The following is a 22,929-nucleotide window of genomic DNA, read 5'->3' as shown; positions in this document are numbered from 1 at the left end:
GAGGCCTGCATGTGCGCTCCTATAATCCTCTCACCATGAACGAGATCAGTTTTTATTTCGACCGCTACTACCGGAAGGCCGACCGCGTCATGCTGGGCGTGCTGTGGCTGCTGCTGTTACTGGCATTCGGCTTGGCGCCTCTGCACGATACGCTCAAATGGGCGCTGCTTATCGGTCTGCCAGTCGTGCTGGCGGTGACGGCCCTGGTGATCCTTTTGCCGGCTCGCCTGGCGACGCGCTGCGCCATGGCCGCCGCGTTCATGGTGATGACCGGGCTGCACATCCATCAAGCGAATGGCGTCACGGAACTCCACTTCGGTGTGTTCGTTCTGCTGGCCGTCCTGCTTTGCTACCGCGACTGGGTAGTCATTCTTGTGGCGGCCACGGTCATAGCCTTGCATCACCTCAGCTTCAATTATCTCCAGACGCTGGGTTATGGCGTCATCTGCTTCACCGAACCGGGTTTCTCGCGCGTGCTGGTCCATGCGGCGTATGTCGTTGTCGAATCGACCATGCTTTGCTACGTGGCGCTGTGGATGCATCGCGATGCGCTGCAGGCCGCCGAGCTGCATGTGCTGGTCGATACCTTGCACGCCGACGGCGGCAGCAAAATCAACCTGTCCACGCGGCGGATCGAAGCGCGCACGCCCAGCGCACGATCGCTCGGCGAAGCACTGGGCGCGGTATCGCAGGCCGTGACCGGAGTACGCGACGGTTCGCAATCCATCGTTCAGGCGGTGAGGCAGGTGGCGGGAGGCAATCGCATCCTGCACGAGCGCACCGAAGAACAATCGGACGCGGTCGACGAGGCCGTCGCGTCCATGGCACAGTTGTCGGCCGTGGTGGAGCGTAATACAGGACGGGCTTCGGATGCCAATGCGCTGGTGGCCTCTGCCGCGCAACAGGCTACACAGAGCAATCAGACCGTCGCCGAACTGGTGACGGCCATGGGAGACATCAGTGCGATATCCGGTCAGATCGGTGAAATTGTGGCGGTGATCGACGGAATTGCATTCCAGACCAATATCCTGGCGCTCAATGCGGGTGTCGAGGCGGCTCGCGCAGGAGAGCAGGGGCGCGGCTTTGCAGTGGTGGCCAGCGAAGTGCGCAGCCTGGCGCAGCGCAGCGCGAGCGCGGCGCAGGAAATCAAAGCCTTGATCGAAAACTCTGTAGCCACCATAGAACATGGAGGAGCGCTGGTCGAACGCGCGGGCGGAGCCATGACGCAACTGGCGGAATCCGTCCAGGAAGTGGCCCAGGCCTTCGACAGTATCGCTCGGTCCCATCACGAGCAGGTCTCGGGATTGGCGGATGTCAATCGGGCGATTGCGCGCATAGACGGCATAGCCGGGCAGAATGCGGCCTTGGTCGAGCGTGCGAACGCGGCGACGGAAATGTTGCAGCGACACGCCGAACGGCTGGGGGATATGATGGATTCCTTCCAACTAGACGGCGGGGCGCAGGGCCGCGCGCTCGCGCGTCTTGCTCCACAGTCGATCGTGTAGGGGGAGCAGCACCACGTTGCAGATGGGTTCAAGGATCGCCGCGAGCCCGCCCGTCGCGACTGAGCCGGTAAATACATAGGTAACGGTGAAGGCCACCGACATATGCAGTAAGACTTGACTGGTTTTCTGAGCGAGCATCAGCATGAAATTCTCCGTATATCTGTTTTATTAATGATAATTAATCTCATTAATAAGATACACTTGCTTTTTTTCATTGCTGCAATAGCTTCTGCCTATCGGCTCACTCGCGCTGCAAGTATTGAAGTTTATCCGGCACCGACGCCCAACGGGCATGGTCGGACATGGGCGGCTGCACCACGCTCAGGCGCTTGAATGCGGGATGGTCGGCCAATTCTCGATTGATTTCGATGAAATGACGCTGATCCGCGGGAATTTCATGATCGCTCACAATGGCGCCCACCGGGCACTCCGCGACGCAGATGGAGCAATCGATGCACTCGTCGGGGTGTATGACCAGGAAATTCGGTCCTGCGAAAAAACAGTCCATGGGACAGACGGCGACGCAATCCGTGTATTTGCACTGGATGCACGCCTCGGTTACTACGAAAGTCATGATAGGAAACCAGGTGCCGCCAAGGGCGGATGCTGCGCTTGCGGCATGCCCGATTTCCAGGGAGGCTACGAGCAGGTGACAAGCGCGGGGTGGTCCGCGTTTTCCAGGATACGGCGTACGCGGTCCTGCCAATTGTAGGCGAACGAATGTTTCAGTTCTTCGGTTGCGTCGTTGGCCAGGATCTTCCTGAGATCGGACATCAGCTCGGGCGCGCCGGGCACCTGTTCAGAATGGAACTCGGTCACCGTCTGCGCGCCGGTGTCCAGGCGTGTGTAGCGGATGGCGCCTGGGATCGCGACGCCGAAATGCAGCAGGTTGCGGCGATCATAGTTTCCGGCCAGGCCCTTGAAGCCGTTGTCGGTGGTTGCCCCGGTAATGAAACTGACCACGTTGGCGATTACGCCGGTCACGCCGTGGGTCTGCTCATCCTGGAAGTCGACCCGGATGCCGCCGCGCAGCGGCAGTTCGTCGCCATAGAGCCTTGCGAGGGCTGCCCGTGTCATGAGGTAGGCGCCCGCCACGGTGGGGCACGAATGGCCCGCCAGCTTCACCACATCAGCATAGGTGTACTCGATGATGCCCTTTTGAGCCGCGCCCAGCAGGCCGGACAAGGGATCATGCATGATGATGGTGGGGGCGGTGCGAAAGAAGTCGGGGGCTTGCATGAAGAGGGCTCCAGGGATGCATGGATACAGCGGCGGGAATGGACATGGCCGGTTGCGCCATGACGTTCCACTATAGCGGGCAAGCGAGTCGAATCGCTGGAAGTCCGGGCGCGCGACGTGGGTATGGAGCTCTTCCGGCGAGGCTGTGCCCGGGAGCCTTCGGCTGCAATATAATCGCGCCTATATAATAATCATTTTCATTCGTGTTGACAGAGGAGCCTGCCAATACGTTACCCGGAGGTTAAAGTTTTGCCTGCATCGCTATACTCAAATAATCGCCAGCGGATCGCCGCGTGGGCGCTGGCTTTAATGGTTGCTGTGCTGTGCATGGCCTTTAGCCTGGCGGATGCCAGGGCCGAATCCGCTCGCAGCATCGAATCGGCCTATGGCCCGGTCAAGGTGGAAGGCACGCCCAAGCGTATTGTCACCCTGAGCGAATCGGCGCTGGACACCGCTCTCGCACTGGGTTTGAAGCCGGTCGGAACCGTCGCGGCACGCGGTGGGGACGCCGTCTCGGTCTATCTGCAGGAAAAAGCCGGAAAGATCAGCATCGTCGGAACGACGCGCGAATACAACCTGGAATCCATTCTGGCGCAGCAGCCCGATCTCATCCTCGCCGCCAATGGCCTGAACAAGGAAATCTACGCCAAGCTGAGCAAGCTCGCACCGACGGTCGTCGCGCCGTATACGGGCCTCGACGATTGGCGCAAGAACGTCCGTATCTACGCCCAGGCGCTGAACCGGGGTAACGAAGCCGAGCAGGCGCTGACCGAACTGGACGGCCGCATTCAGGCCTTGCGCGCCAAGATGCCGGCCGGTACGACGGTGTCCGTGGCACGCTGGAATCCCCAAGGGCCGATACTCATGTCCAGCAAAGTATTCACCGGCCAGATCCTCGGCCAGCTTGGCCTGAACGCTCCGGAACTTGCCAACAGCCTGGGAGAGCGCCCGCACAGCGACGTCCTGAGCCTGGAGAACCTCAGCAAGATCGACGCCGACTGGCTGTTCCTGGCCACGCTGAACGCCAAGGGCCAGGAAACGCTCGACGCCGCCCGTACGCAACCCGCCTTCACCCGCCTGGAAGCCGTCAAGAAGGGGCACGCAGCCCCGGTGGACGGTCAGGTCTGGACCAGCAGCACCGGCATCCTTGCCGCAAACAGCATCCTTACTGATATCGAGAAGGCCCTGCTTCCCTGATGGTTCCAAACCCGGGCGCATGCCGCGCCAAGCGGCCTTTGCGCCGCGCCATGCTCGGCATGGCCTTGTTGTTGACGATGCTCTCCTTCGCCAGCCTCGGCTATGGCGCGGGAGACGTCTCGTTTTCGCAGGCGATGCAGGTCCTGCTGGGGGCAAGTCCCAGTTCCAATGCGGACTTCGTGGTCACGCAACTGCGTGTGCCGCGCACGCTCCTCGCCGTGATCGTGGGCGCCGCGCTGGGCGCGGCGGGAGTCGTCCTGCAGGCGGCAACCCGCAATCCGCTCGCGGAACCGGGGCTGCTGGGCGTCAGTGCCGGCGCCTCGTTCGCCGTGGTGCTCGCCATCAGTCTTGGCGCGGGGGCGGCCACGCTGCATCTGGGCATCGCCGTCCTGGGTGCGCTGATCGGCTGTTTGCTGGTATTGCTGGTGACGCAAATCGGCGACGTCGGCGACGATCCGGTGCGCCTGGTCCTGGCGGGAGCGGCTTTCACCGGGATCCTGATGTCGATCAGCACCCTCATTCTTCTATACGACCAACGCACGGCCGACGAGATCCGTTTCTGGATCATCGGTGCGCTGGGCGGACGGCCCGCGGCTACGCTCTACTGGAGCGCGCCGGGCTTGCTGGTGGGCTTATTGATGCTGCTGCCGGCGATCCGGCCGCTTGCGGCCCTTGCGCTCGGGGAAAAAGTCGCAACGGGGTTGGGCCATCATCCGCGCGCGACCCGGGTCTGGGCCTTGATCAGCGTTGCCGTCCTGGTGGGAACGGCGACCGCCGCGGCGGGGCCGATCGCGTTCGTGGGCCTGGTCGTGCCTTTCGTGGCGCGCCGCTTCGTTGGGCCGGACATACGCCGGACACTGTGGCTGTCGCTGCTCATCGGGCCGGTGGTGGTCATGTTTGCCGACATCATGTCGCGGCTGGTGGTCAAGCCTTACGAGCTGCCCATAGGCGTGGTCACCGCCATGGTCGGCGCGCCGGTCCTGATCGCGATTGTTCGCAGCCACAGGCTGCCGAGGCTTTGATGCGCCCCGATGCTTCTTCTTCCCATGTCTCGACGCTTCCGTCTCCGGCCGGTTATTGGGCGGTATCCGCCGGCGCATATCGGGTGCTTTTTCATAAGCGCGGCGTGCTTGCGGCACTTGGCCTGATTGTCGCATTGGCGATGCTGGCCGGATTGAGTCTGGCATATGGCACCGCGGACCTTAGCCCCTTGGGCGCCTTGCGGGCGATAGTGGGGGAAGGCGAGCCAAGGCAGGTATTCCTCATACAGGAGTTGCGGCTGCCCAGACTGGCGGCCGGCCTGCTGAGCGGCGCCGCGCTGGGCGTTGCAGGCTGCCTGCTGCAGACGCTTGCGCACAATCGCCTGGCGACCCCGGGCATCATCGGCATCGATGACGGCGCGAGCGCTTTCGCGGTCGCATCCATCATCGCGGTTCCTACCAGCCTCGCGCCCTCCGCGCTGGCCCTGATGGGCGCAGCCACGGCGACCGCGCTGGTGTTCGGCCTGAGCGGCGGCGCCGGCTCGAAGGGTTACCGATTCATTGTCGTCGGCATCGCGGTCGGTGCCGTGTTCGGCGCGCTCACCAACCTGATGCTGGCCCGCAGCGATATGGACAGCGCCAATTTGGCCTACCCCTGGACGGTCGGCAGCTTGAATGCGCGTCCCGCATTGGCGGTGTGGCTGCTGGCCATAGGCGTGCTTGTATGCCTGCCCATCGCCAAGTACCTTGGGCGCGCCTTGAATGTCTTGCGCTTTTCGGAGCCGGTGGCCGTTGGCCTGGGTGTCTCGCTGCGCCGCACGCGGGCCCTGACCCTGATCGTTACGGTGGTGCTGACGGCGCTCGGCGTGGCCGTGGTCGGGCCCGTGGGGTTGATTGCGCTGGCCGCACCCGAGATGGCCAGGCAACTGGCGGGAAGGCAGGGCGTGCCTATCATGGGCTCCGCTTTTTCGGGCGCATTGCTGATGGGGCTGGCCGACTGGGTGGGGCGGAGCGTTTTCGTTCCGATAGAAATACCGGTGGGCGTGATCACGGCGGTGGTGGGCGGGCCCTACCTGCTTTGGATATTATTGCGCCGGCCAGACCGGAGAATTGGATGAACACATCGCATTTATTCGGCGAGCTCGTTGCGGAAACGGACGGTGCGAGCCTAGAGGCGCAGGCCTTGAGCCTGGGCTACGGCGACACGACGATCGTCAGGGAACTGTCCCTGAGCATACCGCAGGGCAAGGTTACCGCCATTGTCGGCCCGAACGGCTGCGGGAAATCCACGCTGCTGGCGGGCTTGTCTCGACTGCATAAACCGCTGCATGGCGCGGTCCTGCTCAACGGCAAGGCCATCTCGGGCATGTCGTCGCGAGACGTGGCGCGTCAGTTGGCGCTGTTGCCACAAGAGGCGACCGCGCCGGACGGGCTGACAGTGTCGGAGCTGATACAGTTCGGGCGGCAGCCGCACCAGGGCGTGCTGCGCCAATGGTCGCGGCAGGACCACGATATCGTGCGTGATGCGCTGGTGGCGACGAATCTCGTGGAGTTGGCGGATCGTCCTCTCGAATCCATGTCCGGCGGCCAGCGGCAACGGGCATGGATCGCGATGGCGATCGCGCAGTCGACGCCCTTGCTGCTTCTGGACGAACCCACCTCCGCGCTGGATCTCGGCCATCAGATTGAAGTGTTCGAACTCATTCGGGACCTGTCCAAGGCCGGCAAGACCATCGTCATGGTGGTGCACGACTTGACGAGCGCATGCCGCTATGCGGATCATATCGTGGCCATGCTCGATGGCAGCATCGTCGCCCAAGGCAGGCCGCTGGATGTCATGACCACGGAACTGGTCGAGCGCCTTTATGGCGTGCGCTGCGTCCTGATCCAGGATCCCCGTTCCGGCACACCGCTGATCGCGGGCATAGAGCGTATGATTCAGCGGTGAGCGGACCTTGTAGGGTCAGACCCCGTACGGGGTCTGACCCTTGGCTTGAGGGGTGGCTTGAGGGGTCAGACCCCGCATGGGGTCTGACCCCAGTATATAAAGGGTCTGACCCCAGAATGTAAATACGGGTGTCTTGTGAATTTGGAACAGCGGCTGATCGAGATCGAGATCAAGTTGACGGCTCAAGAGGATTTGGTCCAGGAGCTGAATCGACAGGTTTATTTGCAACAGCGTCAGGTCGACGAGTTGCGGGCGTTGTGCACCGCCTTGGTCAAGCGCCTGGAGCAGGGGGGGCAGGATGGGGGCGGCGCCGACCCCTATACGCACGAAAAGCCTCCGCATTATTGAGCGTGGTTGGGGTCAGACCCCATACGGGGTCTGACCCCGCAATGGGTGCGACTGAGTTGATCGCGGTCAGACCCCGTGCGGGGTCTGACCCCAACATCCAACGGGTACGAAATGCCATCTAAGCACAACGGTTCATGGTCCGAGCTTCTATGGGGCGGCAATGGCTTGCGCTCTCTGGCGTTGGCGGGCGGAGTCGCCGTGCATGCGGTGAACGTCTATATCGCCACGACCATCCTTCCGTCCGTCGTGGCCGATATCGGCGGGCTGGCCTATTACGCGTGGAATACCACGCTCTTCGTGGTGACGTCGATACTGGGTTCGGCGATATCGCCGCAGGTGATCGAGTCGCTGGGCCTGCGCCGGGCCTTCCTCTTCGCTCTTGCCGTCTTCGCGCTGGGCACCCTGGTGTGCGCGGTATCGCCTTCCATGGCGGTGCTGCTGCTTGGGCGGACGGCGCAAGGATTGGGCGGCGGCCTATTGCTCGGCTTGAGCTATTCGGCCGTGCGCGTGGTGTTCGAAGAACGCCTGTGGTCGCGAGCCATGGTGCTGGTATCGAGCATGTGGGGCGTGGCGACGCTGGCGGGTCCGGCCATTGGCGGCATCTTTGCGCAGACAGGCCATTGGCGCCTTGCCTTCTGGTCCGTTCTTCCGATTGCGGCGGGTCTGGCTATGCTGGTGTGCACACAGATCGCGGCGGCGTCCAGGAGCGAGCGCCAGCCTGTGCGTGCGCCCCTGGGGATGATTTCATTGTTGATCGTCTCGGTGCTGGCGGTGTCGCTGGGCAGCCTTTCAGACCAGCTTGGATGGAACGCGGCGGGAATTGCGGCAGGCCTGCTGATCACGGGCTGTATCGCCTGGCTGGACGACCGCTCCGCGGTCCGTTTGTTTCCCTCAGGATCCTACTCGCCTTTTACACGGCTGGGTAGCCTATACGCCTGTATCGGCTTGCTTAGCATAGGCGTTACCACTGAAATCTACATTCCGTATTTCCTGCAGCTCATTCACGGCAAAAGTCCTTTGGCCGCCGGATACTGGACTGCGCTGATGTCCGCCGGGTGGACGCTCGGGTCCTTCTTGAGTTCGGGCCGGCCGACCCGCCTTGCCAACCGACTCATGCTCATCGGTCCCATTGTTTCCGCCGTTTCGCTCCTGTCGCTGGCGGTCATGCTGCCCATGACCGGCCTGTCCGAGGGCGGAAGAGACGCCTATGGCCTGATGCTGCCTTTGCTGGGAGTGGGCGTAGGCGTGGGTTTCTGCTGGCCCAACATGCTGACCCGTGTATATAAATCCGCGCCGCCCGGCCAGGAGAACATTGCGTCGGCGGCGATCACCACGCTGCAGCTCTATGCCATGGCCATGGGCGCAGCGTTGGCCGGCATGGTGACCAATGCGGCGGGGTTTACGGATCCGGGCGGCGTGACAGGCGCCAGGCAGGCCGCCTGGGCGCTCTTTGCCGTATTCGCTTGTGCCCCGGCCCTGGCGGTTTTTCTGGGCAAAGGAGCGCGTCGGGCAGCGTAGGAGGCTTGACAGTCTGGGGTCAGACCCCGTACGGGGTCTGACCCCGGCAGGGTGAGAGTTTAGGGGTCAGACCCCGCATGGGGTCTGACCCCAGAGCCCTTAAAAACCGCTGAACTCTTCAGGGTCGGGGCCGCCGCGACCGTCGGCGCGGTCCAGGGCGGCGATGGCGGCCATGTCTTGGTCGTCGAGCGTGAAGTCGAAGACCGCGAGATTTTCGCGCATGCGGCTGGGCGTGACGGATTTTGGAATCGCCATATTGCCCAGCTGGACGTGCCAGCGCAGTATGACCTGGGCGACCGAGCGCCCATGCTTGGCGGCGATGCCGGCCAGCGTCGCGTCTTCCCACAGCCGGCCGCGGCCCAAGGGGCTCCAGGCTTCGGTGATGATGTCGTGTTCGGTGTGGAATTCGCGCAGTTCGGCCTGCTGGAAATGCGGGTGGAGCTCGATCTGATTGATCACGGGCAGCACCCCGGTTTCGTCCAGCAGCTCCTGCAGATGCGGAATGTTGAAGTTGCAGACGCCGATGGATTTGGCGCGCCCTTCGTCGCGCAACTGGATCAGCGTCTCCCAGGCTTGAACGAAGTGCGCCTGTTGGGGAGCGGGCCAATGAATCAGGTACAGGTCGACATAGTCCAGGCCGAGCTTTTCCAGGCTTTCCTCGAAGGCTGCCCTGGTACTGTCGTGGCCATGCCGATCGTTCCATACCTTGGTCGCGACGAATAAATCTTCTCGCGCCACGCCGGATGTTGCAATGCCGCGACCGACGCCGGTTTCGTTTCCATAGATGGCGGCGGTGTCGATCGAACGATAGCCGATGTCCAGCGCCGTCTTGACGACCGTTGCCGCTTCATCGTCTTTCACTTGCCAGACGCCCAGCCCGAGCTGGGGAGCGCGGCGCCCGTCGTGAAAGGGCAGAGTCCTTTGTGTATTCGGCATGAGATCCTCCATGCGTTCAGAGATTGTCCTTTGCGTTAATCTAGCCGATTATACGGTTGTTGCACTGCGGAAACGGAGTGCCGCGGCAACCGACCGGCGACATGAAAGTATTCAGGAGAAGTGAATGAGCGTGCATACACAGGCGAAACGCATCAGCGTGCCGCAATTGATGGGATACAAGGGACAGCGCAAGATCGCTGCGCTGACGGCGTATAGCGCCCCGTTCGCGCGGCTGCTCGACGATGCGCTGGACATGATCCTGATCGGTGATTCCACCGCCATGGTGGGTTATGCGCTGCCCGACACCTTGTCGATCACGGTGGAGCAGATGGCTGCTCACGCGGGAGCCGTAGTGCGTTCTACTTCCCATGCGTGCATTATCGTCGACATGCCCTTTGGCAGTTATCAGGAGTCTCCCCAGCAGGCTTTTTCCAATGCCGCCGGGATGCTTGCCGCCAGCGGCGCCGACGGCATCAAGATGGAGGGCGGCGTAGCCCTGGCCGACACGACGCGTTTCTTGGTGGAGCGCGGCATTCCAGTGCTGGCCCACGTAGGCTTGATGCCTCAGTACGTCAATACGATGGGCGGATTCAAGGCACAGGGCATGAACGACGAATCCGCCGAGCGTATTCTGCGCGATGCCAAGGCGCATGAGGAGGCGGGTGCCTTTGCCGTCGTGCTGGAAGGCATTGCCGAGCCCTTGGGCCGCCGCATCACCGAGGCCCTGGCCATTCCCACCATAGGAATCGGCGCATCGCCCGCCTGCGATGGCCAGATTCTCGTCACCGAAGACATCCTCGGCTTGAGCGGAGCGCGCATACCCAAATTCGCCAAGCAATTTGCCGACGTGGGAAGCGTCATAAGGACCGCCGTGGAGCAATACGCGCAAGATGTCCGCGACGAGCAATTTCCCCAACTAGAGCATTGTTTTGGGGTAAAAAAATGAAATTTGTTGCAGGTATGCGACAGCTGGCGGAAGGTCTGGTGTGGCTCGCGGCCTGAGTACACACGAGTGCAAGAAGCTGGGTGGAACTTTGTATGCTGATTGGAGATATATCACGCTCGAAAATCAGTATGATACGGATAGTTTACAAATGATTTCAATTGTACGTATCGCCGCGTCATCCTATTCAAAATGGAAATCCGCCAACTCGAGGCCTTTGCCGCAGTATGCTCCGCAGGCAATGTCACTGCCGCAGGCCGCCTGCTCGATCGTTCCCAGTCCGTGGTCAGCCGACAGGTCCAGGACCTGGAGCAGGAGTTGGGCTTCACGCTTTTCAATCGTACGCGGCCACACGTTACGCTGACGGCGGAAGGGCATCGCTTCTATGACGAAGCCCGCAACGTGCTGGCCACGCTTCAGCACCTGGAGGACCGTTCCAGGGAAATCGCCCGAGGAGACGCGCGCCCTCTTTATGTCGCATGCAGCCATGCCCTGGGCGCCTCGCTTGCGGCTGCGGTGCTTGGCCGCCTTGAGGCCACCACGCCCGTTTTCGAAAACAAGCTGTGTCTGGACACCATGCCTTCGAGCCAGGCGGTGCAGATGGTCACAAGCGGCAATGCCGACCTGGGGCTCATCAGCATGCCGATCGACCTGGGACGTTGTCATTTGCAATGGAGCGGCCAGGCGCCCTGCGTCATTGCGTTGCCCGAAAACCATCCTTTGGCCAAACACGAGGTCATTCCATTGGACGAGCTCGGCGATCAGACCGTCATCACCATGTCCAATAGCACGCGCCTGCGGCACCGGCTGGCGACGGCGTTACTGGGGCATCGTGGCGATGCGGCGCCGAGACGCCATATCGAAACCACGTCCAACCTGACCGCGCTGATGCTCGTCAAGGCAAAGGTGGGGGTCGCGCTGATGGATCCGTTCACCGCGCTGTGCCTCAAGCCTCGCGGCGTGGTTTACCGGCCTGCGGATCGGCACCTGCCGTATGTGATCGGCGTCATTACCCATCCAGATCGAGTCCTGACCGACGAAGCCCAGCGTTTCATCGGCGCCTTGTGGGATTTCGCCAGCGCAGAGGTGCCTCGATTCGTACGGGGAGATCCTAGTGGCCTGCCCCAGGCGCTCGATCCATTCGAGGAAGAACGGGCCAAGTCGATTCCTGTTTAGACGCAAGGGGTCAGACCCTATAGGGTCTGACCCCAGGTGTTTATCGGATGGACATGTCGGACACACTGATGATGCGCCGCCATTTTTTCTGTTCATTCTGCATGTGTTCCTCGAGTTCGGCGGGCGTGCCGCCCCGAGGGCTGACGCCGAGGTGGACGAGGCGATCATGGACCTCGGGATCCTGAAGGATCTCGTTGACGGCGGTATTGAGCGTAGTGATGACTTCGGCCGGGGTGCCCTTGGGCGCGAGCAGCGCAAACCAGTTGGACGATTGGAGTTCGGGATGCCCTTGCTCTGCCATGGTGGGGATGTCGGGCAGGGTGGGGGAACGCGCGGCGGACATGACGCCCAGAGCCTTGACCTTGTTGGCCCGCAGGGGCTCCAGCGCGCCGGGCACCAGCTGGAACATGGACTGGATTTCGCCCGAGATCAGGTTGGAGGTGGCAAGGCCGGCCGCGCTGTACGGGATATGGACCATGTTGGTGTCCGTGACGTTCATGTACAACAGGCCGGCCAAGTGCATATAGCTGCCATTGCCGATGGACCCGAAGTTGACCACGCCGGGGTGGCTGCGCACATAGGCGGTGAATTCGGCCAGATTATGTACGGGCAGGTCGTTGTTGACGACCAGGATGTTGGGCGCATCGCCGATCAGGATGATGGGATCGAAGCCGGGCAATGCGGGCTGTCCGGTGCTCCGGTCGAGGTTGGGATGGATCGCCAGGATCTCGCCCCAGGCGAAGAAAAGCGTGGAGCCGTCGGGTGTGGCCCGGGCGGCGAGTTCCGTCGCGATGCTGCCGGCGGCACCGCCCTGGTTGAGAATCTGAAGGTTTCTGTCCAGTTTCTGTGCCAGCTTCGCGGAAATGAGCTGCACGATGGCATCTCGTGTGTTGCCGTGTCCTTGCGCGGGTACGATGATTTGTATGGTTTGATCGTCGGCTGGCCACGAGCGGGCCATCGTGTGTCCGGACATCAGAATGGTCGCGGCGGCGGCCAGCAGTATGCAGCGAAGTAATCTACCCATGTTTGGCTAAGGAAGGGGCGCAGGCATGCCGCGTAAACTATGCATGGTCGGCCGGGTACGCGGACGGAAATACGAAGCATACAAAGTTACGTCAAATAGTCAAGCGCAAGAGAGGCGCGGGCGAGCAATGATCATTCACGAAAGAGTACAGGCATGAATCCATGGCCCATTGAACTGCAGACCGTCCTGGCCGCCGCCTTGGGAGCGATCGCGGGGGTGTTGATCGCCCTGGCGTGCACGGGTCGTTCTCGCCAGGCATCCAGGCGGGCCGCGCAGGAGCTGGAACACCGATTGATACGCAGCGAGGCCGAGGCGTCCGGCTTGCGCGAGCGATTGGACGACGTTCGGGAGGGGTCGCGCCTGAAAGAGGAGGAGATGCGGCAGGCGAAAGACATCCTCAAGGCCGAGTTCGAAAACCTGGCCGGCCAGATTCTGGAAGAGAAGGGCAGGCGATTCACGCTCAACAGCCAGCGGTCGATGGACACGCTGCTCGCCCCCTTTCGGGAACAGATCGAAGCATTTCAGCGGCGGGTGAACCAGGTGCACGATGAAGCGGTGCGCGGCAATGCGGTGCTGGCAACTGAAGTCCGCCGTGTGCTGGAAGTGGGGCTGCAGATGAGCGCCGAGGCGCAGACGCTGGCCAGTGCGCTCAAGGGCGACAAGAAAACGGTCGGCAACTGGGGCGAGATGCAGCTGGAGCGGGCCCTGCAGCTGGCCGGCCTGGTGGCCGGCGACCATTATGAGGCGCAGCTGCGCCTGAGGGACGAGCAGGGAAAGGCAAGGCTGCCGGACTTCGTCGTGAAGCTGCCCGATCAGAAGCACATTCTGCTGGACAGCAAAGTATCGCTCGTGGACTACGAGCGTGCCGTGGCGGCGGAAACGCCGGGGCAGCTGCAAGAAGCCCTGGATGCCCATGTCAGAGCCGTGCGCAACCATATCGATGACCTTGGCCGCAAGGACTACAGCAATCTGGCGGGCCTGCACAGCCCGAGTTTCGTCCTGATGTTCATGCCGATCGAAGCGGCCTACATGGAAGCCATGAAGCACGACAGGGAATTGTTCGACTACGGATACCAGCGCAACGTGGTCCTGGTGTCGCACACGACGCTCATGCCCATCCTGAAGACCATCGCCAATCTCTGGATGACGGCGCGCAGCAATGAGCAGGCGCACGAGCTCAGCGCGCGGGCCGGCGATATCTACAATCAGGTCGCCATGGTGGCCGAACGCCTGAAGCGGCTGGGCGCCACGCTGGATACGGTGGGCCGCCACTATAACGACGTGGTGAAGTCGGTTGCCGGACAGCAGGGGCTTTACGGCAAAGCGGCCCGATTCCGCGAGCTGTCCGCCCGCGCGAACCGTACAATGCCTGATTTGGCTCCCGTGCATGCGGACCACGAGCACGAACGACTGGACCTGATCGCGTCCGGCGGCGAGGCGAATGGAACGAGGCCGGAATGATTCTTGGTTGGTTGATATGAATAGCTTGAATACGATGCCGGAAGAACCGGCCGGACTGTCCTTGGAAAATCCCTATCTCGAGTGGCTGGGAGTGCGATTGGTGGAATGGCGGCAGGGCTATGCCGAGATCCACCTGGCAATGGCCGACCGGCTGGGCAATCGCAGCGGCCGCGTCCATGGCGGGGTCATCTGCACGCTGCTCGATTCGGTTTGCGGGTATTGCGGCCAATACGCGCCGGAGAACGAGCCGCCGCGCCGGGCCGTCACGCTGACGCTGACCACGAACTTCATCGACCTTGCCGAGGGCGATACCTTGATTGCGAAGGCGGTCGTCGAAAAGCAGGGCAAAAGCGTTTATTTCTCGCGCGGCGAAGTCTGGTCGGGAGACCAGCTCGTCGCGACGGCGAGCGGAACCTTCAAATACACGCGCTGAAGGTCCCGGTCCTAGGGCAAACCCCGATAAAAACATTTGTTTTAAATTTTTGTCGCGTTGTAGCATATGTTTTTTGCCAAACAGCGTTTACGCCCACCGCATGACTGGTTCTCTCAACGATCCGCAACAGCGCCTGCAGGCGGTGTTCGCCGAGCTCACGCCCGAATTGCAAAGGGCGGCGCGCTGGGTGAGCCGCCATCCGGCCGAAGTGGGCTTGTGGTCCATGCGCAGACAGGCGCAGGCGCTGTCGCTGTCACCCGCCACCATGCTCAGGCTTGCCCGCGCCGCCGGCTACGCCAGCTATGACAGCTTTCGTGCTCCATTCCAGCAGGCCCTGGCGACGGGTGGCGATACCTTGCGGCAAAGGGCGGCCCGCATGCAGGCGGCGGGCGGGCCGGGGAAAACGCGGTTTGCACACGATGCGCTGTCCGAACTTCAAGGCAAGGCGGTGCAGTCGGCATGCGTGCTGAACACGCCGGCCCAATTCGACGCAGCGGCGCAAACGATGTTGCGGGCAAGGCTGGTGGGCTTTCTGGGGTCGCGGTCCAGCTTTGGCACGGCATTCCAGATGCGTTACGCATATCAGTTGGTGCGGCGCAATGGCGTGCTGCTCGACGGCTGCGGCAGCACGCTGCATGAGCAGGCGGACCTCTTGGCTGCGGAAGACGCGCTCGTGGTGGTGAGCCAGTCGCCTTACTCGACGCAGTCGATTCGGGTTGCGCAAGCCGTCGCTGCGCGAGGCGCCGCCGTCATCGCTTTGACGGACGACGCCCTGTCTCCTCTTGCGCTCAATGCCGGCCACGTCCTTCTGTTCCGAACCGAAGGCGGCCAGGAGGGCAGCGGACGCAAAGGGCCGGGCTCGTTCTTCCATACCATGGCCGGTCCGCTGGCACTGGCGGAACACTTGGTTGCCAGATGTGCGGTGCATGGCGGGCAGGAAATACTGAATAGGCTGGACGAGGTGGAGCTGCGCATGAAAGATGAGCTGACCTACTGGAGCCCGGTGGCAAGACACGGCTGAATGCGGCCGTTACGTTTTTTTAGCGCATCCATCTGGCGCATGAGGCAGATGGGCGTGTAATGTACCGGTTACGAGCCGGAGATAATAGCGGGGAAACCCAAGGAGATTAGACATGCGTAAGTTTTTGAACGCTTCTTTCGGCAAGCGCCTGACCATGACGGCCGGTGCTGCGGCAATGTTCGCGGCTCTGGCTGCGCCGCTGCCGGCAGCGGCGCAGCAGAAGTTCGTGAGCATCGGAACAGGCGGTGTGACGGGCGTTTATTACGCGGCCGGCGGCGCCATCTGCCGCCTGGTTAACAAGGATCGCTCCACCCACGGCCTGCGGTGCTCAGTGGAGTCCACCGGCGGTTCGGTCTTCAACGTCAACACGATCAAGGCCGGCGAGCTGGACCTGGGCGTGGTGCAGTCCGACGTGGGCTTCAATGCCTACAATGGCGAGGGCCAGTTCAAGGATGCCGGCGCATTCAAGAAGCTGCGCTCGGTGTTTTCCATTCACCCGGAACCCTTCACCGTGGTCGCCCGCAAGGAAGCCAACATCAAGTCTTTTGACGACTTCAAAGGCAAGCGCTTCAACGTCGGCAATCCGGGATCGGGCACGCGTGCCTCCATGGAGCAGCTGTTGAAGGCGCGAGGCCAGGGCCTGGACTTCTTCTCGCTGGCTTCCGAACTGCGTCCCGACGAGCATGGTTCGGCGCTGTGCGATGGCAAGATCGACGGCTTCTTCTACGGCGTGGGCCATCCCTCGGCGAACATTCAGGACCCCACCACGACTTGCGGCGCGCAATTGGTCTCGCTGACCGGTCCGGTTGTCGACAAGCTGGTCGAGCAGTATCCGTATTACGCCAAGGTCTCGATCCCTGCCGGACTCTACCCGAACAACCCGCAGGAAACCAACACCTACGGCGTGCTGGCTACGTTCGTCACATCCGCCGACGTTCCTGAAGAGTCCGTATACCAGGTCGTGAAGGCGGTCTTCGACAACTTCGAGGACTTCAAAAAACTGCACCCCGCATTGGGACACCTCGAAGCCAAGGATATGGTCAAGAACGGCCTGTCGGCTCCGTTGCATCCCGGCGCTGAGAAGTATTTCAAGGAAAAGGGCCTGCTGTAAGGCCGTGGCCCGCGGCCGGCGCGCCCGCCTCGGCGGGCGCATCCAGCCATGTCGTTTGTAGCAAGCGGGTGGCCATAAGCCGCCCGCTCCCCGTTTCCAGGTTCGGCCCTTACATGTCTATCCATGGGCCGACCGAATCGTCAGCAATACAATAGGAATTCTCACATGAGCACGACAGCACCGTCGTCCATCGACCCTCAGCAAACGAATGCCGAACTAGAGCAATTGGTTGCCGACGTCGATCGTGGCGGCCGCAATGTGGGTGGAATAACCGGCGCCGTTCTTTTTCTAGGGGCGATCGCTTGGTCGCTGTTCCAGCTGTGGTACGCCTCGCCGCTGCCTTTCTCTCTGAACTTCGGCATCTTCAACGACACCGAGGCGCGGGCGCTGCATCTGGGCATCGCGATGTTCCTGGGCTATCTGGCCTATCCCGCCCGCAAGAGCTCTCCGCGCGACCAGATGCCGTGGTACGACTGGCTGTTGGCGCTCATTGCCGGCTTCTGCGGCTCGTATCTTTTCCTCTTCTACAACGAACTGGCAAGCCGGCCCGGCATTCCCACTGCAATGGACATCGGCGTGGCCGCGGTCGGCCTGATCCTGTTGCTGGAAGTCACACGGCGCGCGCTTGGAGCGCCCATGGCGGTGCTTGGCGCGATCTTCATCCTGTATTCGCTTCTTGGGCCATGGCTGCCGGATGCGCTGGCGCACCGGGGGGCGTCGGTGGAGCGCCTGGTATCGCACATGTGGCTGACCACCGAAGGCGTCTATGGCGTCGCCCTGGGCGTGTCGGTGTCCTATATTTTCATTTTCGTATTGCTAGGGTCTTTGCTCGACCGCTGCGGCGCCGGCAACTACATGATGCAGGTTTCCTTTGCGCTGCTGGGCCACCTGCGCGGCGGCCCGGCCAAAGTGGCGGTCGTGTCGTCCGCCGTGAACGGCATCGTTTCGGCGTCCTCTGTCGCCAACGTCGTGACGGGCGGCATTTTCACCATCCCGCTGATGAAAAAAGCGGGCTATGGCGGGATTCGCGCCGGCGCGATTGAAACGGCTTCCTCGGTGAACGGGCAGATCATGCCCCCCGTCATGGGCGCCGCGGCTTTCCTGATGATCGAGTACGTGGGCATACCCTATACCGACATCATCCGGCACGCCCTCCTTCCCGCCAGCATTTCCTATGTCGCGCTGTTCTACATCGTGCATCTGGAAGCCTTGCAGCTGGGCATACAGCCCATGATGTCCGCCGGAAAACCGCGCACACTCCTGCAGAAGATGGCGGGGTGGGGCATGGGTATTGCGGGGTCGCTGATCGTCATGGGCCTGGTCTACTGGATAGGCGTGGGCGTGCAGGCGGTGGCCGGCGAGGCGGCATTCCCGATTCTTGTCGGTCTGCTGGTGGTGCTCTATCTCTGGCTGCTGCGCATCGCGGCATCGCATCCCGATTTGCCGACCGATATCAACATTACCAATCCGACACGTCCGGAAACCTGGCCTACCGTCCGCGCGGGCCTCTACTTCCTGATTCCGATCGGCATACTGGTCTGGTGCCTGACGGTCGAGCAACTGTCGGCCGGCTTGTCGGCATTCTGGGCCGTGGTGTCCATGCTGGTTCAGATGCTGACCCAGAGGCCTCTCATCGCCTGGTTCCGCAAGTTGCCGGTGGCTCCTTCGCTCGGCATAGGCTGGTCGGAAACCGTGACGGGCCTGCAGGAAGGCGCCCGCAACATGATCGGCATCGCCATTGCCTGCGGCACAGCCGGGCTGATCGTCGGCGCCATCACGCTCACCGGCCTGGGCCTGCGCATGACGGCGTTCGTGGAGCTGGTGTCCATGGGCAGCGTGCTGGGCATGCTGTTCTTTACCGCAGCAGTCTGCCTGGTCCTGGGACTGGGCATGCCGACGACGGCGAACTACATCCTGATGGCCACCCTGATGGCGCCTGTCGTCGTTGAGCTGGGTGCGCAAAGTGGTCTCGTCATTCCGCTGATCGCGGTGCACATGTTCGTGTTCTATTACGGAATCATGGCCGACATCACGCCACCCGTGGGGCTGGCCACGTTCGCCGCGGCGGCGATCTCGGGCGAGGATCCCATCAAGACGGGCATACAGGGCGTGACCTATGCCATGCGCACGGCGGTCCTGCCCTTCATGTTCATATTCAATCCGCTGTTATTGCTGATCGATGTCGAAGGATGGGGCGAGCTGTTCCTGGTCGTCTCAGGCGCTACGCTGGCCTCGCTTACGTTTGCGGCTGCCACGATACGCTGGATGCGTGTCAAGGCGACCTGGCTGGAGGTGGCGCTATTGCTGCTGGTGACCTTCATGCTGTTCCGGCCTGACTGGTTCATGAATCACGTCGCACCCAAGTACGAGGCCCGTCCGGCTTCCGAGCTGCTCAGGATTGCCGCCGACATGCCCGAGAAAGGCCGGCTGGTGGCGGTGCTCAGCGGTATGAACCTGGAGGGCGACGAGCTTCAGAAGACTGTGGCGGTGCCCTTGCCCGCGCTGCCGGAGGGCAGCACGGCAACCGGCGATGCGGCCGGCCTGCAGCGCCTGTCCGCAGCGGGCCTGACCGTGATGGCCATGGGCGACCAGGCGCAGATCGCCTCGGTCCGATTCGGCAGCCAGGCGCGCCGCGCGGGCTGGGAGCAAGGCTGGGACATTAACCGCGTGCAGATTCCGAATCCCAATCGGCCTTCGGAATTCTGGTTTTACATACCGGCGTTGCTGATCCTGGGTTTCATGTGGGTCATGCAGGGCCGCCGATTGAGGGGTCACGCTCCCCAGACGCTGGGTCAGACCCCGAATGGGGTCTGACCCCATGAACCGCGCCTTCTTCGAACACGCGCAGGGCCAGCTCGATCAATTGCGCGCCGACGCCTATTTCAAGGCCGAGCGCGTCATGAGCGGCCCGCAGTCTGCCCAGGTCCGCCTTCAAGGCGGCGCCCATGTGCTGAACTTCTGCGCCAACAACTATCTGGGCCTGGCCAATGACAGCCGCTTGATACAAGCGGCCAAGCAAGGCCTGGACGAGGCGGGATTCGGGCTTGCGTCGGTGCGGTTCATCTGTGGCACGCAGGCGGGCCACAAGGCGTTGGAGGAAAGCTTGGCGGCCTTTCTGAAGATGGAAGACGCCGTGTTGTATTCGAGCTGCTTCGATGCCAACGGCGGTTTGTTCGAAGCCTTGCTCGACGAAAACGATGCCGTCATCAGCGACGCCCTGAATCATGCAAGCATCATCGACGGCATCCGATTGAGCAAGGCCCGCCGTTATCGTTACAACAACAACGACATGGCCGACCTTCGTGCCCAGCTGCAGGCCGCCGATGCGGCCGGCGCGCGCTTCAAGCTGATTGCGACGGATGGCGTGTTCTCGATGGATGGCGTCATTGCCGACCTGAAGTCCATTTGCGATCTGGCCGACGAGTTCAATGCGCTGGTCATGGTCGATGACTCGCACGCGGTCGGCTTCGTCGGCCGGCATGGGCGTGGCACACCCGAGCACTGCGGCGTCGAGGGTCGCGTCCACATCATCACGGGGACGCTAGGCAAGGCGCTGGGCGGTGCGTCAGGCGGTTATGTGGCTACGCACGCATCCGTTGCCGAGTTGCTGCGCCAGCGCTCGCGCCCTTATCTTTTCTCCAATTCGCTTGCGCCGTCCATCGTGTCTGCGTCACTGAAGGTCCTGCAACTGCTGCAAAGCGACGAGGGCGAGGCGCTGCGGCGGCGCGTCCATGAAAACGGCAGGCAATTCCGAGAAGCAATGCAGGCATTGGGATTCAATCTGGTGCCGGGCGATCATCCCATCATTCCCGTGATGTTCGGAGATGCCAGGCTGGCCGGCGACATGGCGGAGGCCTTGCTGAGCGAAGGCGTCTACGTCATTGGTTTCTCGTACCCGGTCGTGCCTCGAGGCCAGGCGAGGATCCGCACGCAAATGAGCGCGGCGCACACGCCGGAGCAGATCAATCGGGCCGTGGCGGCATTCGAGCGCGCCGGTCGGCGCCTGGGATGCCTGGGGCCTGAGCCACCTACCTTTTAACGTCAACAGGCCCCAGCATGAGAGCACTAGTCAAAACGGCGGCGGGCACAGGCCTCGAGCTTGCCGACGTCCCCATTCCCGCCATCGGCCACAACGATGTGCTGATCAAGATACGGAAGACCGCCATATGCGGGACAGACATCCATATCTGGAAATGGGACGATTGGGCGGCGCGCACGATACCGGTGCCCATGCACGTCGGCCATGAGTATGTCGGCGAGATCGTGGCCGTCGGCCAGGAGGTCACCGGTTTCCGGATCGGGGACAGGGTGTCCGGCGAAGGGCACATTACCTGCGGCTTCTGCCGCAATTGCCGGGCAGGCCGACGGCACCTGTGCCGCAACACATCGGGTGTCGGCGTAGACCGTCCCGGCGCATTCGCCGATTACCTCGTGCTGCCGGCATTCAACGCCTTCAAGATACCCGACGACGTGCCGGATGAACTGGCCGCGATATTCGATCCTTTCGGCAATGCCGCACATACGGCGCTCGCCTTCAACCTGGTCGGAGAAGATGTGCTCATCACGGGCGCCGGCCCCATAGGCGCCATGGCCTCGGCCATCGCCCGCCATGTGGGCGCCCGCAATGTCGTCGTGACCGACGTCAACGACTATCGTCTGGCGCTTGCCGCCGAAATGGGAGCGACGCGCACCGTGAACGTCGAGAACGAATCCCTGGAGGACGTCATGCGCGAACTGGGCATGACCGAAGGATTCGACGTCGGCCTGGAGATGTCCGGAGCGCCCAGCGCTTTTGTGTCCATGCTCGAGCAGATGAACCATGGCGGCAAGATCGCCATGCTGGGCATTCCGCCGCAGGGGTTCGGCATCGACTGGACCAAAGTCATTTTCAAAGGACTTGAAATCAAGGGCATATACGGGCGCGAAATGTTCGAGACCTGGTACAAGATGGTCGCCATGCTGCAAAGCGGGTTGAATCTCGCACCCATCGTGACCCATCGGTATCCCGTAAAAGAATACCAGGCGGGCTTCGAGGCCATGCTGTCCGGAAAAAGCGGGAAAGTCATACTGGACTGGACGGCGGCTTGAGCATGGAACGGCATGCCGGTGCCGCGGGCGCGGCGCCGCTGCCTGTCAGGGACGGGGTCGCGCCAAGCCGGGTATACCTGCCGGACGGCTCTTGGCCGACCTTGTTCGATTTCCTGCAAGAGCGGTTTCCCCATGTTCCCCCGGATATTCTGCTTGCGCGTCTTGCGCGGGAAGACATCGTCGACCAGGCGGGCTTGCCGCAGCGGGGCGACGCGCCTTATGAATCCGGGCGCTGGCTTTGGTACTACCGCGAAGTGCCTCGCGAGGCGCAGGTGCCTTTCGATCTGCCGGTGTTGTTTCGCGATGAGTATTTGGTGGCGGTCGACAAGCCGCATTTCCTGGCGAGCACGCCCGGTGGCAGATACTTGCGGGAAACGGCGCTGGTGAGGCTGCGGCATTCGCTCGACATGCCATGGTTGACGCCGCTCCATCGCCTGGACAGGGAAACGGCGGGAGTGCTGCTATTTTGCGCGCATCCGGCGTATCGGGGGGCGTATCAGTCTCTTTTCCAGTCGCGCAAGGTGCACAAGGAATACGAGGCGCTTGCCCCATGGCGACCCGGCATCGAATTTCCGACGGTGCGCCGCAGCCGGCTGGAACAGCGTCCGGGGCACTTCACCATGCATGAAGTCGATGGCCCGGCCAACAGCGAAACCCGCATCGAGCTGATCCGGGTCACGGACGGCATCGGCCGGTTCAGGCTGATGCCCCATACCGGGCGTAAGCACCAGTTGCGCGTGCACATGAGCGCCTTGGGCATGCCGATATGCCATGATGCGTTTTATCCGGTTTTGCAGCCGTATGCGGAAGAGGACGATTTCAGCAAGCCTTTGCAATTGCTGGCTCGTGCCATCGAGTTCATCGATCCGGTGAGCGGCGTGCGGCGGCGGTTTGAAAGCAGAAAGGCGCTTGAAGGGGGTCAGACCCCATAGGAGGGGGCTTGAGGGGGGGCAGACCCCGTACGGGGTCTGACCCCGAAAACGGCATAAAAAAGACTGGGG

22 protein-coding genes are annotated in these 22,929 nt (G+C 62.3%); 17 read left to right on the top strand and 5 right to left on the bottom strand.

The features are described from left to right. The first annotated feature begins 11 nt into the window (after positions 1–11). Positions 12–1,505 carry a methyl-accepting chemotaxis protein gene (locus tag ACSBPU_RS21245; RefSeq protein WP_442593986.1) on the top strand — a complete coding sequence of 498 codons (1,494 nt, stop codon included), beginning with the start codon at positions 12–14 and terminating at the stop codon, positions 1,503–1,505. Here the strand turns inward: ACSBPU_RS21245 and ACSBPU_RS21240 are convergent. From ACSBPU_RS21240 to ACSBPU_RS21230, 3 genes are all read right to left on the bottom strand, one after another. Continuing rightward, positions 1,446–1,607: a DUF2061 domain-containing protein gene (locus ACSBPU_RS21240; protein WP_442598467.1), complete on the bottom strand. Its 162-nt coding sequence runs from the start codon at positions 1,605–1,607 to the stop codon at positions 1,446–1,448. The genes ACSBPU_RS21245 and ACSBPU_RS21240 overlap by 60 nt on opposite strands. 139 nt (positions 1,608–1,746) lie before the next feature. Further along, positions 1,747–2,079, bottom strand: coding sequence for a ferredoxin FdxA (fdxA, locus tag ACSBPU_RS21235; protein WP_442593984.1), 333 nt, complete (start codon positions 2,077–2,079; stop codon positions 1,747–1,749). Positions 2,080–2,144: 65 nt separating this feature from the next. Then, positions 2,145–2,744 carry a hypothetical protein gene (locus ACSBPU_RS21230; protein WP_442593982.1) on the bottom strand — a complete coding sequence of 200 codons (600 nt, stop codon included), beginning with the start codon at positions 2,742–2,744 and terminating at the stop codon, positions 2,145–2,147. Positions 2,745–2,993: 249 nt separating this feature from the next. On the opposite strand from ACSBPU_RS21230, the gene ACSBPU_RS21225 reads away from it, so the two are divergent. The 6 genes from ACSBPU_RS21225 (at position 2,994) to ACSBPU_RS21200 (ending at position 8,735) form a co-directional block, all read left to right on the top strand. Continuing rightward, complete coding sequence (locus ACSBPU_RS21225; protein WP_442593980.1) at positions 2,994–3,941, top strand: ABC transporter substrate-binding protein; 948 nt, start codon at positions 2,994–2,996, stop codon at positions 3,939–3,941. Continuing rightward, complete coding sequence (locus ACSBPU_RS21220) at positions 3,941–4,963, top strand: FecCD family ABC transporter permease (protein WP_442593978.1); 1,023 nt, start codon at positions 3,941–3,943, stop codon at positions 4,961–4,963. The genes ACSBPU_RS21225 and ACSBPU_RS21220 overlap by 1 nt, the downstream gene beginning before the upstream one ends. Further along, positions 4,963–6,039 (top strand): FecCD family ABC transporter permease, encoded by a 1,077-nt coding sequence (locus ACSBPU_RS21215; RefSeq protein WP_442593976.1) that lies wholly within the window; start codon positions 4,963–4,965, stop codon positions 6,037–6,039. The genes ACSBPU_RS21220 and ACSBPU_RS21215 overlap by 1 nt, the downstream gene beginning before the upstream one ends. After that, on the top strand, positions 6,036–6,869 hold the full coding sequence (locus ACSBPU_RS21210) for an ABC transporter ATP-binding protein (RefSeq protein WP_442593974.1): 834 nt from the start codon (positions 6,036–6,038) through the stop codon (positions 6,867–6,869). Before ACSBPU_RS21215 ends, ACSBPU_RS21210 begins: the two co-directional genes overlap by 4 nt. 135 nt (positions 6,870–7,004) lie before the next feature. Then, complete coding sequence (locus ACSBPU_RS21205; RefSeq protein WP_442593972.1) at positions 7,005–7,217, top strand: SlyX family protein; 213 nt, start codon at positions 7,005–7,007, stop codon at positions 7,215–7,217. A 111-nt stretch (positions 7,218–7,328) separates the two neighbouring features. Continuing rightward, a complete protein-coding gene (locus ACSBPU_RS21200; protein ID WP_442593970.1) occupies positions 7,329–8,735 on the top strand; it encodes an MFS transporter in 1,407 nt (468 codons plus the stop codon). 99 nt (positions 8,736–8,834) lie between these two features. Here ACSBPU_RS21200 and ACSBPU_RS21195 read toward each other — a convergent pair whose 3' ends face one another. Then, entirely contained in the window at positions 8,835–9,671 is an 837-nt protein-coding gene (locus tag ACSBPU_RS21195) for an aldo/keto reductase (protein WP_442593968.1), read from the bottom strand. A 124-nt stretch (positions 9,672–9,795) separates the two neighbouring features. Between ACSBPU_RS21195 and panB the strand changes: the two genes are divergently transcribed. Together panB and ACSBPU_RS21185 are read left to right on the top strand one after the other, a co-directional pair. After that, complete coding sequence (panB, locus tag ACSBPU_RS21190) at positions 9,796–10,617, top strand: 3-methyl-2-oxobutanoate hydroxymethyltransferase (protein ID WP_442593966.1); 822 nt, start codon at positions 9,796–9,798, stop codon at positions 10,615–10,617. Between the two features lie 189 nt (positions 10,618–10,806). After that, complete coding sequence (locus tag ACSBPU_RS21185; protein WP_442593964.1) at positions 10,807–11,790, top strand: LysR family transcriptional regulator; 984 nt, start codon at positions 10,807–10,809, stop codon at positions 11,788–11,790. A 40-nt stretch (positions 11,791–11,830) separates the two neighbouring features. On the opposite strand, the gene ACSBPU_RS21180 is transcribed toward ACSBPU_RS21185, so the two are convergent. Continuing rightward, positions 11,831–12,814, bottom strand: a complete 984-nt coding sequence (locus tag ACSBPU_RS21180) for a Bug family tripartite tricarboxylate transporter substrate binding protein (RefSeq protein ID WP_442593962.1) — start codon at positions 12,812–12,814, stop codon at positions 11,831–11,833. Between the two features lie 153 nt (positions 12,815–12,967). Between ACSBPU_RS21180 and ACSBPU_RS21175 the strand changes: the two genes are divergently transcribed. From ACSBPU_RS21175 to ACSBPU_RS21140, 8 genes are all read left to right on the top strand, one after another. Next, positions 12,968–14,275, top strand: a complete 1,308-nt coding sequence (locus ACSBPU_RS21175; RefSeq protein ID WP_442593960.1) for a DNA recombination protein RmuC — start codon at positions 12,968–12,970, stop codon at positions 14,273–14,275. Between the two features lie 16 nt (positions 14,276–14,291). Continuing rightward, complete coding sequence (locus ACSBPU_RS21170; protein WP_442593958.1) at positions 14,292–14,708, top strand: PaaI family thioesterase; 417 nt, start codon at positions 14,292–14,294, stop codon at positions 14,706–14,708. Positions 14,709–14,808: 100 nt separating this feature from the next. Then, a complete protein-coding gene (locus ACSBPU_RS21165; RefSeq protein WP_442593956.1) occupies positions 14,809–15,729 on the top strand; it encodes a MurR/RpiR family transcriptional regulator in 921 nt (306 codons plus the stop codon). Positions 15,730–15,841: 112 nt separating this feature from the next. Continuing rightward, on the top strand, positions 15,842–16,840 hold the full coding sequence (locus ACSBPU_RS21160; protein WP_442593954.1) for a TAXI family TRAP transporter solute-binding subunit: 999 nt from the start codon (positions 15,842–15,844) through the stop codon (positions 16,838–16,840). A 165-nt stretch (positions 16,841–17,005) separates the two neighbouring features. Continuing rightward, complete coding sequence (locus tag ACSBPU_RS21155; protein ID WP_442593952.1) at positions 17,006–19,654, top strand: TRAP transporter permease; 2,649 nt, start codon at positions 17,006–17,008, stop codon at positions 19,652–19,654. Positions 19,655–19,658: 4 nt separating this feature from the next. Next, the gene (locus ACSBPU_RS21150; protein WP_442593950.1) at positions 19,659–20,879 is read left to right on the top strand and encodes a glycine C-acetyltransferase; all 1,221 of its coding nucleotides are present in this window, start codon (positions 19,659–19,661) and stop codon (positions 20,877–20,879) included. 17 nt (positions 20,880–20,896) lie between these two features. After that, entirely contained in the window at positions 20,897–21,928 is a 1,032-nt protein-coding gene (gene tdh, locus ACSBPU_RS21145; protein WP_442593948.1) for an L-threonine 3-dehydrogenase, read from the top strand. A 2-nt stretch (positions 21,929–21,930) separates the two neighbouring features. Beyond that, positions 21,931–22,860 carry a pseudouridine synthase gene (locus ACSBPU_RS21140; protein WP_442593946.1) on the top strand — a complete coding sequence of 310 codons (930 nt, stop codon included), beginning with the start codon at positions 21,931–21,933 and terminating at the stop codon, positions 22,858–22,860. The last annotated feature ends 69 nt before the right edge of the window (positions 22,861–22,929 follow it).

The sequence above is a fragment of the Parapusillimonas sp. JC17 genome, from assembly GCF_052180245.1.
GTDB lineage: Bacteria > Pseudomonadota > Gammaproteobacteria > Burkholderiales > Burkholderiaceae_B > Parapusillimonas.
The sequence above is the reverse complement of the archived record's forward strand: the minus strand, read 5'-3'. Positions and strand labels throughout refer to the sequence as shown.